General features: G+C 55.0%; 15 protein-coding genes. 7 read left to right on the top strand and 8 right to left on the bottom strand.

Going from position 1 to position 12,875, the window contains the following annotated elements:
- Window positions 1-3 precede the first annotated feature (3 nt).
- Window positions 4-249, bottom strand: coding sequence for a hypothetical protein (locus BLS30_RS10765; RefSeq protein ID WP_139165330.1), 246 nt, complete (start codon window positions 247-249; stop codon window positions 4-6).
- A gap of 279 nt (window positions 250-528) precedes the next feature.
- Entirely contained in the window at window positions 529-1,359 is an 831-nt protein-coding gene (locus tag BLS30_RS10760; protein ID WP_090228737.1) for a hypothetical protein, read from the bottom strand.
- A 462-nt stretch (window positions 1,360-1,821) separates the two neighbouring features.
- Here BLS30_RS10760 and BLS30_RS10755 point away from each other — a divergent pair, with 462 nt between their 5' ends.
- Both BLS30_RS10755 and BLS30_RS10750 read left to right on the top strand, forming a co-directional pair.
- Window positions 1,822-2,385, top strand: coding sequence for a PRC-barrel domain-containing protein (locus BLS30_RS10755; RefSeq protein ID WP_090228735.1), 564 nt, complete (start codon window positions 1,822-1,824; stop codon window positions 2,383-2,385).
- Window positions 2,386-2,614: 229 nt separating this feature from the next.
- Window positions 2,615-2,812 (top strand): CsbD family protein, encoded by a 198-nt coding sequence (locus tag BLS30_RS10750; protein WP_046479205.1) that lies wholly within the window; start codon window positions 2,615-2,617, stop codon window positions 2,810-2,812.
- Between the two features lie 85 nt (window positions 2,813-2,897).
- Here BLS30_RS10750 and BLS30_RS10745 read toward each other — a convergent pair whose 3' ends face one another.
- Entirely contained in the window at window positions 2,898-3,698 is an 801-nt protein-coding gene (locus tag BLS30_RS10745) for a response regulator (RefSeq protein ID WP_046479206.1), read from the bottom strand.
- A gap of 221 nt (window positions 3,699-3,919) precedes the next feature.
- Between BLS30_RS10745 and BLS30_RS10740 the strand changes: the two genes are divergently transcribed.
- The 3 genes from BLS30_RS10740 (at window position 3,920) to BLS30_RS10730 (ending at window position 5,473) form a co-directional block, all read left to right on the top strand.
- The gene (locus BLS30_RS10740) at window positions 3,920-4,219 is read left to right on the top strand and encodes a NepR family anti-sigma factor (protein ID WP_046479207.1); all 300 of its coding nucleotides are present in this window, start codon (window positions 3,920-3,922) and stop codon (window positions 4,217-4,219) included.
- The gene (locus BLS30_RS10735; protein WP_280136708.1) at window positions 4,216-4,791 is read left to right on the top strand and encodes a sigma-70 family RNA polymerase sigma factor; all 576 of its coding nucleotides are present in this window, start codon (window positions 4,216-4,218) and stop codon (window positions 4,789-4,791) included. Before BLS30_RS10740 ends, BLS30_RS10735 begins: the two co-directional genes overlap by 4 nt.
- A gap of 178 nt (window positions 4,792-4,969) precedes the next feature.
- Window positions 4,970-5,473: a Dps family protein gene (locus tag BLS30_RS10730; protein ID WP_046479208.1), complete on the top strand. Its 504-nt coding sequence runs from the start codon at window positions 4,970-4,972 to the stop codon at window positions 5,471-5,473.
- A 74-nt stretch (window positions 5,474-5,547) separates the two neighbouring features.
- Here BLS30_RS10730 and BLS30_RS10725 read toward each other — a convergent pair whose 3' ends face one another.
- From BLS30_RS10725 to trxC, 3 genes are all read right to left on the bottom strand, one after another.
- A complete protein-coding gene (locus tag BLS30_RS10725; RefSeq protein ID WP_197540864.1) occupies window positions 5,548-6,456 on the bottom strand; it encodes a formate/nitrite transporter family protein in 909 nt (302 codons plus the stop codon).
- A gap of 109 nt (window positions 6,457-6,565) precedes the next feature.
- Window positions 6,566-7,663, bottom strand: coding sequence for an NADH:flavin oxidoreductase/NADH oxidase (locus BLS30_RS10720; protein ID WP_046479209.1), 1,098 nt, complete (start codon window positions 7,661-7,663; stop codon window positions 6,566-6,568).
- Entirely contained in the window at window positions 7,660-8,148 is a 489-nt protein-coding gene (trxC, locus tag BLS30_RS10715) for a thioredoxin TrxC (RefSeq protein WP_046479210.1), read from the bottom strand. The genes BLS30_RS10720 and trxC overlap by 4 nt, the downstream gene beginning before the upstream one ends.
- Before the next feature lie 312 nt (window positions 8,149-8,460).
- Here trxC and BLS30_RS10710 point away from each other — a divergent pair, with 312 nt between their 5' ends.
- Window positions 8,461-10,119, top strand: coding sequence for a CHASE domain-containing protein (locus BLS30_RS10710; protein WP_160298704.1), 1,659 nt, complete (start codon window positions 8,461-8,463; stop codon window positions 10,117-10,119).
- A gap of 454 nt (window positions 10,120-10,573) precedes the next feature.
- Entirely contained in the window at window positions 10,574-11,989 is a 1,416-nt protein-coding gene (locus BLS30_RS10705) for a sensor histidine kinase (protein WP_090228732.1), read from the top strand.
- Window positions 11,990-12,120: 131 nt separating this feature from the next.
- On the opposite strand, the gene BLS30_RS10700 is transcribed toward BLS30_RS10705, so the two are convergent.
- Window positions 12,121-12,300, bottom strand: a complete 180-nt coding sequence (locus BLS30_RS10700) for a DUF1328 domain-containing protein (RefSeq protein ID WP_046479213.1) — start codon at window positions 12,298-12,300, stop codon at window positions 12,121-12,123.
- Between the two features lie 86 nt (window positions 12,301-12,386).
- Window positions 12,387-12,824 (bottom strand): universal stress protein, encoded by a 438-nt coding sequence (locus BLS30_RS10695; RefSeq protein ID WP_046479214.1) that lies wholly within the window; start codon window positions 12,822-12,824, stop codon window positions 12,387-12,389.
- Between the last annotated feature and the right edge of the window lie 51 nt (window positions 12,825-12,875).

Below are 12,875 nucleotides of genomic sequence, written 5' to 3'. Positions count from 1 at the left end.
AAGCTATTCTGTAGAATCCTGCAGCGAGGGGGCTGCTGTCGTCACCCGAGCCAGGGCCAACATAATGTCGTTGATCGCATCGATACGGCTAATGTAGTGGCTGATTTTGCTGGCGGCGGCGGGACCGCTCGCCAGCAAAGCCTGAAGTTGAGCCCAGCACGCACACCGCTCGTCCTGAAGCGTCGCGAGCGATTGCTCTACGTCGTTCAGTGTCTCGATGTGCGTATGCGTCGGCTTATCTTCATGCATAACGTCGGCCATCCCGATAATGACGGGCTACGGGAAGACGCTTCTCTCGTCGCAACGGAGCGACAGTCGGTTCTGAAGCGTTATCACTCTTATGCGCCACTTTTAGTCGCAAAATTCGTTGGCGTAATTCAGCCAGCGGGTGAAGCGGCTTAGGCCTGTAACCAATATTCATTGGACATAGCTCCGTTCATCTGTTGGCGATCGTGCCCAGACAAACGTTACTACGTATTCACCGTTCCGGTTGTCATTGTCGCAGGGGCTGGGACATTGACATCAGCTCTAAAGCCGGGACCGGCGCGGATAACAAGCTTTGGCCCATGCGCTCACCGAGCAACCTTTGGCCGGCACCGCAGACCACTCTATCGATGGAGTGGACAGGCCCACATTCGCCGCCGAGACGGTTGACGGGGCCCATGCTGCCCAAGCAATCGACGCGACAACGCCCAATCCGACCATTGCCGCCAGAACAAAGGCTGGCCTCGGATAAAACGCGTTGTGATACGGCGTCCTTTCGCTCGGCGTTTTGCCCTGCGGCGATGTCTGTGCGAAAGAGGACTTTAGGTTTCGCCATAACCGGCGCCGGAGGGAAAACGGCAATGCGTACAGAAACGGGACTATCAATTTTTCTCGCGGACTTACGGTCTTTTTGCCGACGTTTTCGACCGCAATGCTATTGTCTCGACGAGCGGAGGCGAACGTCATCTTCTTGAATTTGCGCATCGAAGACTTCGCAAAAAAAGCGAACCGCTTCTTAAAAGCTGCTAGTCGCGAAGACGCCGGCTTTTTGGGTTCGACGACGTATGTCGCGTTGCCTCTGTCCAGGGCTGTCGCAGTCACCTGACGCGGGCGGCTCGGTATGCGCGGCGCCCCGGCGAAAATCGAACGTGCGATGGACATTTGCGCGCGGACTTCATCCAACATGTCTTGGGCATCATCAAAACACCGCACAAAGCGTTCTTGCGCCTCGGCATTTGGGTTCCGCTTTATTGTCGCTTTGGATTGGGCATCATGCCGGATGCAAGCGCGCGCCGCTTGAATTTCAGTGATAGCCCCGATTATTGAAGCGTCCAACGCGTTCCAATTCAGCGCCGCTCTCGACGGATCGGCCATTTTCATGCTCCGACTCTAAGAACAAATTACATTCGATTCTTAACCAAGTCTGCGCTGCATATATAAAATAGCCGTTAAGCGTAGACAGAAATCAGATCATTTTTTCAGCTTTTCATTTAAGCTCCGCTTCTCCCCAAAATAAAAACGCGTTTCTTCCTCATATTCTTATTTTGCAAACGCGTCGCTCCGCGCTTGGCTTGTATGTCGTAATAATTTCCGGTTCCCTCCTCGAATAGTTGCCCCAACAATCAAACTGATCGCCCTACAAATATTTACCGGCGAATTGGCGCATGCGCCTGCTGCTGCCTTAAAACAGCTGCGAATCTCCGCAACACCGGCGGACACATGTGCGTGCCTTTGGTGTCCTCGGCTCCTACCGGGGAACCAGATGACGTCACATGAATTTTAAGAGCGTGGCATGTTGCACATCGTTGCCCGCCACTAAACAGGAGGAGATCATTGATGCGCGGATTCTTGCTGACAGCGAGCGCCATTGTAGCTCTATCGCCTGCGTTCTTCGCAGCGCCGGCGATGGCTCAAACAGCAACAGATACCGCTAATAGCTCAACGTTAGAGTTTATTTCCGGACCGAGCGCGGATGAGGTCAGAGCCTCTCGCTGGATCGGCGCGCCCGTGAAGAACAATGCGGACGAGAAGATCGGTGATGTCAACGATTTGGTCTTGTCGCCTTCGGGGCAGGTTCAGGCTCTCGTACTTGGCGTCGGTGGATTTGTTGGGCTTGCTGAAAAGTACGTTGCGGTAAAGCTTGCCGATACTGAGTTGCGCAAGGAAAAAGATGGATCACATATCGTAATCGTTGACACGACAAAGGAAGCCTTGCAGGCGGCCCCGGAATTTAAAGTCGCTGGCGAGAAGACCATGCGCGACCGGCTTGATGAGGCTTCAAAGGCTGTTAAGAGCGGATACGAGACCGTGAAGGAAAAGGCCAAAGAGGGCTACGAAAAGGCGAAGGAAGCGATGCAAGGCGATGGTTCCAAGCAGCCCGCACCAGCCGAAAAACAATAAGACAACTTAATTTAATCTCGTACCGAGGGGAGCGGTTATCCGCTCCCCTTTTGTTTGTCTGCACCCTGATATTATTCATATTTTTCTGATACTTATTTCTCAATCTTTGAGAAATAAAAACAGGAACCTCCCCGGCTCATCATCCGTTATTCATGCAAGCCGCTTACGAGCGCAGATTGCTCGTGTGGTCCAATGAAAAATATGCTGCAACCGTTTAAGGAGTTTATCCATGAACTGGGATCAAGTCGAAGGTAACTGGAAGCAATTTAGCGGTAAGGTCCACGAACAGTGGGGCAAGCTGACCGACGATGAACTTGACCAGATCGCCGGCAAACGCGAACAGCTCGAAGGCAAAATTCAAGAACGATATGGCATCGCGAAGTCAGAAGCGAAACGTCAGGTCGAAGAATGGATGCGCCGCTGGTAAGCTAGTTTTGTCCAATACAATGCAAAGCCCCGTATCGCCAGAAAGCGATACGGGGCTTCTTTAGTTTTGGCGGCAATTGCTGTTATCAGGCTGCTTTAGAACCAGCTTTCTGTTCGAAGAACAGCGCCTGACTGATAAGAGCTTTGAGCATGGCGGGCTGGAAAGGCTTGGTCAGAAGGAACGTCGGTTCCGGACGCTGCCCGGTCAGCAACCGCTCCGGGTAAGCCGTAATGAAGATCACCGGAACTTCGATTGAGCCCAGAAGTTCGTTGACGGCATCGATCCCCGAACTTCCATCGGCCAGTTGTATGTCCGCAAGGATCAGGCCTGGTGTCCTCTTTTTAACAAGCTCGACGGCTTCGCGGTGCGTTCTTGCTACGCCGATCGGACGATGACGCAACGACGAAACGATTTCTTCCAGGTCCATCGCGATCAGCGGTTCGTCTTCGATGATGAGCACATCGGTGGCGACCTGCGCAGCAATTTCTGCGCCAGCTTCCTCGACCAGCTCATTCAACTCGTTTTCTGGGACCCCCATAATGGCAGCAGCCTCATCGGGAGAAAATTGTTCAACCGATACAAGCAAGAAGGCTTGGCGAGGTCGCGGTGTAATTGCCTCGAGCTTGCGCTCGATCAGCGTGTCCACGGCTTCGTCGGCCTCACGATTGTGCTGAGAATTAACGTCCAACGACCCCCAAAGTTTGAGGAAGACCTGGAATAGCGCCGCGCGTGGCGGGAGAGTGTCAGGGAAGCTGTCAGGGTCCTCAACAAGTGCCTCGAGCGCTGCTGCGACGTAGGCATCCCCGCTTGTCTGACTTCCCGTAAGCGCGCGCGCAAAGCGCCGCAAATACGGAAGGTGAGGAGCGATAACTGTAGCTAGCGACATAAGATGTTCCTGATTGTGGACGTCTAGTGCGATTTGATTTGGTCATCGGCGATGGAAACCCGCAGGCGAAAAAAAAGTTCCAAACTCCGGAACCATCCCACGCTGCACGCGTTTTCGGCTGGTGGTGGGCACCATGCCGTGCAGGTTTGCCGGACTGGTCTGGTATCCGATAGGATCAGTTGATTTGGGATAGATCAACAAGGAATCCCCCGAGGGAACTGATGGCGAACAAGGACCAGGAGCTGCGGCAGGTGGTGGACCCTACCGACATAGCCCGTAAAGGCGGCGGAGAGGACAAGCATACCGATTGCGGAGAAGAAGAAAAATTGAGGCAAGGTGACATCGACACAATCGCCACCAGTTCGGTGCGCGATAGCAATTCGGAGGTGCGTGATGCCGTCGGTCGACGGGTTCGTGCGTCCTATGGAGAGCTCATACAGCAACCGATTCCAGACAAATTTTTGCAGTTGCTCGACCAGTTGCAAGTATCGGAAGAAGCTGCAAAGAGGCGTAAATCGTGACAGCGGCTCAACAATCCGAAGAGATGAAACGCGCCCTGGTGGCTGCGATCCCCAACCTTCGGGCGTTCGCAATCTCACTTAGCGGCAATGCGGATCGTGCAGACGATCTCGTGCAGGAAGCCTTGGTCAAGGCCTGGGACAAGATCGATACGTTCCAGGAAGGCACCAACCTGAAGGCTTGGCTGTTCACGATCCTGCGCAATGCATATTTCTCTGAGTTTCGGAAACGGCGACGGGAAGTTGCTGATGGCGACGGTGAATATAGTTCGAAGCTTTCCGTCCAACCTGCTCAACACGGACATCTTGACCTCAACGACCTTGTTTCCGCGCTTGAGCAACTGTCGGAGGATCAACGCGAGGCTATCCTCCTCGTCGCTGCTGAAGGCTTCAGCTACGAAGAAGCCGCTGAAATCTCCGGTTGCGCCGTGGGCACCGTGAAGAGCCGTGTCAACCGAGCCCGTGCACGCCTTGCGGAAATCATGCACATCGAGTCTGCTGAAGATCTCGCACTCGAATACTCAGGCGACGTGACCATTCCTATCAGTGGAACGATCGCCGGACGTAACGGCTGATCCTGCCAAGTCTTTGTCACCCTTCTCCAATTTTATTGAACTTTGCCTTGCCTCAAGCGGGGGAACGATGGACTTGCACAGTGCGTTGCCTCTGCGAGCCGGGACGTCCCCCAGTCCGTGGCCCTACGCGTCGGCCTACGGGTCACGCTGTTTCAAATTCAATTAGAGGCAAACAAACATGGCAAAGACCGCTCTTGCCGCGCAGCCGGCCAACGAAAATCCAAATACCGGGCTCAATCAAAAAAGCAGATCAAAGCTCGCTGAAGATCTCGGGAAGGTCCTCGGCGATACCTACACGCTGCTCGTGAAAACTCATGTCTACCATTGGAACGTCGTTGGGCCTGTCTTCCTTCCGCTCCATGAACTTACAGAACAGCATTACAAAAATCTTTTCCAAGCCGCCGACGATATCGCGGAACGCATTCGGGCGTTGGGCTACCCCACACCGCTGAGCTTTGAGAAGCTAGAGTCTATGACCCAGCTCAATGAAGAAACGAGCAAACGGTCAGCCCAGGAGATGGTCAAACATCTTATCGCGGATCACGAGGAAATGGCCCGGCGCATCCGCAGCATCACTGCAAGCGCGGCTGAAGACGAAGACTTTGTAACGCACGATCTTCTAAACGGGCGCCTCGCGTTTCACGAGAAAGCTATCTGGATGTTGGGTGCAATCGTCGCCTGATTGAATGTCGCGGCGTCGGCCGGCGAAAGGACAAAATCCTCGCGCTCAGCCGACGCACATTTCCTTATGCACGCTTACCGTTCCTTGGCGATCTCTTCACGCACCTGCGCATAGGCGACGACGGCGAACAGCACTGTGCCGCCAAACACATTTCCCGCAAGCGTGGGTAAAAGGAAACCCCCGAAGACATCAGCAAGACCAACGCGTCCCTCAAAGAAGAGATAGAACGCTTCTGCAGATCCTGCGATGACATGGGTGAAATCCCCCAACGCGATCAAATACGTCATCAGGGTGATGATCCAAAACTCGCTGCCCTCGGCGGACGGCATCATCCAAACCAGCGCAGCAATAAGCCAACCCGCCACAATCCCCTTGAGGAACATCTCGCTCGGTGTGTTGGTCATCATATGCTCGCCGATTTCCGTCACGGCACGGGCAACCTCGGGCGGCAACACACCGCTCTGCGAGATGAAGTACGCAAAGATCATGCAGCCGATAAGGTTGGCCGCCAAAACAATTCCCCACAGCCGTAACAAGACCAGCCACCAAACGTGCCCACCTCTGGAAATAAACGGTAGGACGGCGGTCAGAGTATTCTCGGTGAAGAGCTGTTGACGTCCGAGAATAACGATTAGAAAGCCAACCGAATATCCGAGGTTGTCGACCAACGGTTTCCACGGCTCATCGGGCAGATGAGCCGCAAGAAAAGCCTCTGCGAGCACGGAAAAACCAATTGAGAGGCCCGCGGCAAGGCCGGACCACCACAATGCGGGGAAGCCCCTCGCCAGCTCACCTTGCCCCTCTCGCCGGATGATCTCGAAAACTGCCGCCGCGCGCAGGCGAGAACGCTCGCGGGCTTTTTCTTCCTCGCCGCGTTCTAGCCGGGAGCTTTTGGTCTCGTCGTTCATTTCCCGAACGGTATCGACGGCGTCTTTCTTTTCCCCGGCTTCATCTTGCATTTCTGCAACCTCGTTTTCGTTCATTGTGTTCCACCGAACAATATTCACCACGCCGCGTTTGCGCGGAGTGTCTTTCATTGTGTTGGCGGTTCAAGATCCAAAATTAGCAAGGTCACTCGAAACTCCTTGTGCTCTATCCTTCTAAGAGATGTCGATAGCGCGCAGGTTGGGACCGCAGATATTGCTTGGGCGCCTTAACGGTCGCACCGAGGTGCGCCGCAGCATGCCAAGGCCAATGCGGCTCGTAGAGTATCGTTCTTGCGAGTGCGACGAAGTCTGCGTCTCCATTCGCGACGATCGCTTCTGCGTGGTCGTAACTGGTGATCAACCCAACCGCGATCGTCGGCAATTTGGTCGCGGCCTTTACGGCGCGGGCGAGCGGCACCTGATAGCCGGGCCCGACCGGGATCTTTTGAGTAGGGACCAGGCCGCCACTCGACACATGGACGGCGCTGCATCCGCGCTTCTCTAAGGCCTTGGCGAAAGCAACCGTCTGCTCGCTGTCCCAGCCTCCTTCCGCCCAATCCGATCCTGATACACGGACACTTACGGGGCGATCAGCCGGAAAGGCCGCGCGTACGACGTCATAGACCTCAAGCGGAAACCGCATCCGGTTTTCCAAACTGCCGCCGTACTCATCGTCTCGCTGGTTGGCAAGAGGTGAAAGAAATTCGTGCAGCAGATATCCGTGCGCCGCGTGAATTTGTATTGCGTCGAGGCCCAAGCGCGCCGCTCGTTTTGCAGCTTCACCGAAGGCTTCGCGGATTATCTCCATTTCGCCGCGATCCAAGGCCACCGGCGGATTGTCGCCTTCGGCAAAAGGTATGGCTGAAGGCGCGTAGGTCTGCCAGCCACGACTTTCATTCGGTTTAATCTGCGCGCCGCCCTCCCAAGGCACGCGCACGGATGCCTTACGTCCGGCGTGTGCCAGCTGAATAGCGATCGGAATGTCCGAGTAACGCCGAACGGCCTGCAACACGCGGCTAAGCGCGGCTTCCGTATCATCAGACCACAGACCTAGGTCATCAGGACTGATCCGTCCTTCTGGCACGACCGCCGTGGCTTCGATCGTGAGCAACCCAGCTCCAGAAAGAGCCAGATTGCCGAGGTGAATCATGTGCCAATCAGTGGCGCAACCTTCTTCGGCTGAATATTGGCACATCGGTGCAATGATAATACGATTACGGAGTTGTACAGATCCCACCTTTGACGGTGTGAATAACAAGCTCATGCTTCATCCCCAATTGATTGGCTTGGGAAATGTCGCTGACGCTTTGCCATCGCGTTGTCAATCCAATTCAGAAGTGCCGTCTCGGGCATGGCGCCGGTGGTGCGCGCCAGTTCTTCACCTTTATGCAGGAGAACGAGGCTCGGAATGCTGCGGATACCAAAACGCGCCGCCAAGTCCTGCTCCTTTTCAGTGTCCACCTTGCCCAGGCGCAAACGCGGTTCGACCTTTTGGGCTGCGGCTGCAAAGCCAGGCGCCATTTGTCGACACGGACCGCACCAACTCGCCCAAAAGTCGATGAGTAGGGGGATGTCGCTCGAAGCGGCGTGCTTTGAGAAGTTTTCAGAGGTCAACTCTATGGGGCTCCCCGCAAATAGCGGATTGTGGCATTTTCCACATGTGCCGTGGTCGCCCAATTTTTCAAAGGGAACACGATTAAGCGTCGCGCATTTTGGACATGTGACAATGAGAGTGTCTGGCTTTGCCATCTCAGCCCCTCGTATTGCGAGCACCTAGCAATTTGCGAATGGGCCCACGGTTGTGCGCAGCGCCAATCTCACGAACCCGACCTGATTGAACGCGTGTGCGATGCATGAGTTCCCTTAGTTGCGGTCGAAGAGCCAACATTCATCGGTTGGCGGCCTACAGCTTTACGGGACGCACGCACGATGCGATTGTTTGGCGCCATATAGATCTTTCACCCGAGCTCAGCCGAAAAAGCAGCATAAGGACAGTTATCATACCGCATGCTTCCGACCTTTCGACGGCTTCTATCCCATATTCCTGATTGGCGAGCAGCAATGCGGCCTACGGTACGGTCCGTAATGATCGTCGCCGTGGTCGGATTGACGGCCACGACGCTAGCTTGGCGCTTTGGCGTTTCCAGCGTCACGGAACAAGCCGAAAAGGTCTTTCAGGGACGCACCGAAGCCCTCATGGCGGAAATTGAGCGTTCTACAACCGCTTACGAGCATATGCTGCGGGGCACACAAGCCCTTTTCGAAACCCTTCCGGCTGTCAGCCGCACTCAATTTCGTCGCTACGTTGAAGCGTTGCGGATTACTGAGAATTTTCCAGGGATCAAAGGCATCGGCTTTGCTGCCGTTTTGACGAGAACCGAAAGGGACGCGCATATCGCTGCCGTCCGGGGCGAGGGCTTCCCAAGTTACGATCTGAAGCCCAAAGAAGATCGAGACATCTATTCTGCGGTCGTCTTTGTCGAACCGTTTGTACAGAACCGGGAGGTTCTCGGCTTCGACATGTGGTCAGAACCTGTCCGCAGAGCCGCGATGATACGCGCGCGCGACACGGGATTACCGGCGGCCAGCGGTTATGTTACTAGCCTTCAAACCAAAGAGGCGAACAGTGACAGTTCGTCTGGCTTTCTACTTTACCTGCCGCTTTATCGCGAAAACATGCCGACCGGTACCGTTGAAGAACGGCGCGCGGCGCTGCGCGGGTTCATCTACAGCCCCTTGCGTGTGAAAGAACTAATGAAAAGTGTGGTCGAGCGCCAATATCCGCGCCCCGACCGCTTCACGAGTATAGCGATCTTCGATGCCACCGGTGGTGCCGATCCGAAACAGCTCTATCAATCCGAAAACCTTACCGATGGTATGAGCGCTGCGCGATCGAAGCCACGGTTCAGTGTTGAAGCTGCACGCGACCTGTACGGAGCAAACTGGCTTCTGCGCTTTGAATCCACACCAGAGTTCGAGCAATCAATTGATTATTCAGGTGCCCACACACTGCTAGCTGCTGGCTTGATGGCGACCGCGCTCCTCTCATTCCTCGTGCTCTCCATCGGGCAACGCCAAGCAATGGCAGATGAAGCTAATGAACGTATGTCTTTGATGACGCGGGAGCTTGCGCACCGGGTCAAGAACACGCTCGCGGTCGTGCAATCTATTGCAACCCGCAGCTTATCGGACGGACGCAATGTCGAAGAGGCGCGCGAAGTCTTTTCAAAGCGCCTTCACGCACTCGCCCGCGCCCATACGCTCCTTCTCGATTCATCCTGGTCCGGCGCTCCTCTACGCGAATTGGTCCAGGCCGAGCTCGAGGCTTTTGGTGCACGCGCTATAGTCAGCGGTCCCGATGTTCAGCTAAGCGCCGGCACCGCGCAAACACTCGCGCTTATCCTGCACGAGCTCGCGACGAACGCAGTAAAATATGGAGCCATGTCCAACTCGACTGGCCGCGTCAGTGTCCGCTGGAACGTCGTCGGACGTGGCCGTAACGCCGTTTGCCGATTTGAGTGGCAGGAAAGTGGTGGGCCTCCCGTCAATGAACCTACGCGCCGCGGCTTCGGGCAGACGCTCTTGCGCCAATCACTCGCGCACGGACCGGATAGTCAGCCCAAAATCACATTCGCCGCCGAGGGCTTACGCTATGAATTTTCAGCCCCCCTTGCCGCCATAAGCGCGGATGAATCTGACGAACTTACGTTGCCCGACTAAGCCGGCACGCTGCGAAATCAAGTTCACCCTGCGATCCGCGACGATAAGGAACTCTTCTTCTGATCTCGCGTTAACCTTGTCCGAGACGCCTCGATGCGTGATCTCGTCTGCAGGGGACTTCTCACGGCCAAGTACTTGCGGAGTGGTAAGGGATGAGGAAGATGTCGTCCCGCATTTTTGTTCCGTGGACTGCCTATGCTCGTCGAGAAATCACTATGCCGGGCAACCCGAATCAGTTGCTCCCGCAATTATATGTACGTGATGTTTACTTTCCGGAGTTCTCAGAGGAACAGGAATAGGGAACCTGCCATGCTAAAGAACGTTTCAAGAATAGGCGGCGTGCACACTTGTCCCTAATTTTCGCTTCGCCTTGACGTCTTCATGTTGGGCGTCCGGATATGGTCCGCTCGCCGTTTTCATCCCAAACTTTTTATATCTAGTCGCAGGTAACGAATTGGAGCCAGAAACCGGCATCGCAATCGCAGCTCAAGCCATGGTGGGCGCAGCGCTTATTGTGATGGCCATTGGAAGCATCCTTCTGATAAAGCGGCTGAGTGAGCTATCTCCCTCGGGGTGGTGGGGTGTGGCGTTGGGGATCGTGTTTGCATTCCTGACTGGCGTTGCGTTGCTGCTCCCTTCGACCTCGCACTGGCTTACGACCTATCTGTCACCCTTGTTTCCCGATGGGCTCGTAGAAAGCGAGATCGCGGAATTTGCGTGGATCAGTGCGGCTATCGTGGCTCCTTTTGCCGCCATTGCTGTGTGCTTGCTGATCAGTGCGGCTATCGAGATGCCGTCCCGCGCCGACCTTGAACATCGCGTTGCCGCACACCGCCGCACGCTCGAAAAACTTCGCGAAACACGGAAGGATTTGGAGGAGAGAGTTGCGGTACGGTCCCGCGAGGTCTACGAAGCGAAAAAACGGCTCGAAATAGCGCTGCGCGATACAAACATCACGGTATCGATGCAGGATCTTAGTCTGCGTTACGTCTGGATACGTAATGCTCCGTCAGGTTTTGACGCTCAGTACATGCTGGGGCGGACCGATGACGAAATCCTGCCAAACAAGACTTCTGAGGAAACGATGTCTCTCAAACAGAGAGTTATCGATACCGGCGAAGAAGAACGCGGTCAGGTCATCGTCCAGAACGGCCATCAGTTGCGCTACTTCGATTTGACCGCGGAGCCCTATCACAATGAGGATGGGTCGATCGCGGGTATCCTTTCCATTGCGGTGGAAGTCACTGAGCAGAAGGAACGCGAAGAGCGTTTACGTAGCGTTTTGCGTGAAATGTCTCACCGGTCCAAAAACACACTTACGATTTTGCTCGGCATCGCGCGACAAACAGCGCAACGGTCAAAGTCTCTAAGCGAATTCTTGGCATCATTCGATGCGCGTCTTCGCGCATTGGTGGGCAGTCAGGACCTCCTCGTGGAGCACGACTGGCGCGCCATTCCCTTGGATGAACTCGTTCGCACACAAATAAAACCCTACCTGGATGGCGCGGAGAGGAGACTCCATCTTGAGGGACCTAGTGTGCGCATAAGAACAGAACCCGCGCAGAACCTGGGCCTTGCCCTGCACGAACTTGCCCGCAACGCGCAACGATTCGGGGCGCTTTCCGATACCAAGGGGCAAATCAATGTCTTCTGGACACTCGATCCAGCGGATGATCCGAATACGCTCAAAATTACGTGGCAAGAAAAGGATGGACCGGAAGTGTCCCCTCCGACCTCTCCACCCGGTTTCGGGCAGACGATGACTGAGCGGATCCTAGCGCGAGCCCTCGATGGAAATGCTGTCATCAACTATCTACCGGAAGGCGTCGTTTGCAAAATCGATGTGAGCATGGCGCACGTTGAAACATGAGGGAGCCACTGCTCAACCTCTGTGCCGTCTCAAAGTTTCAGGATGTTCTTAGCCTGGAATGAATTTCAGGAATTATTGGATTCAACATAAAAAAACCGGGCGCATGCGACACGCCCGGCACATTCTTTTCGTCAGACAGCTGGTGGACGTCGCCCACTTATCAGCCCGTATATCAGAGAAATGACGAACAGAACGATAAAAACCCAAAAGACGATTTGCGCGATTTCCACTGATACTGCAGCTACTCCACCAAATCCAAGTGCTGCTGCGACCAGCGCAATCACTAGGAATAGGACGGCCCAACCAAGCATGATCCACTCTCCGTTGTTGCGTAGTCTGTAGATCGGAAACGCGATATCACTACTTCCGTTCCACACACTTTGGCACGCACCACCGGTTAGCGATGGACTAGGACAGGAATTTTTGTGTGCGCCAGAACTTTTTGTGTTTCGCTGCCTAAAAATAACTGGGCTAGTCCGGTGCGGCCGTGTGACCCTAACACGAGCAAATCGCAACCATTCTTTTCAGCCGCATCGATGATCGCTTGATAGACTTGATCATTAATGACGTGCATCGTTTCGCACGTCACACCCGCTGCCGCCGCCGCCTCCGTGACCTTCTTCAAATTCTCTTCCGCGAGTTGCTGAATACCTTGCATGTATTCCTCTTCCGGGAATGCCACCATAAGCTCGCCTGGCGCTACGGCCTGCCACGGCCTTGAGACGGTTATGGCCGAGACCTTAGCGCCCAGCAGTTTCGCCAGTTGAAAGCCATCGCGCATCGCGCGCTCGGCCGGCTCCGATCCATCCGTTGCCACCAAAATATGTTTGTACATAGCTGTCTCCTTCTCCACGCCGGCGTCCCGGCGAACATTTCCTCTGCCTTC

This window comes from Filomicrobium insigne (assembly GCF_900104305.1).
GTDB classification, from domain to species: Bacteria; Pseudomonadota; Alphaproteobacteria; order Rhizobiales; family Hyphomicrobiaceae; genus Filomicrobium; species Filomicrobium insigne.
This window is presented reverse-complemented; position numbering and strand designations above follow the sequence as displayed.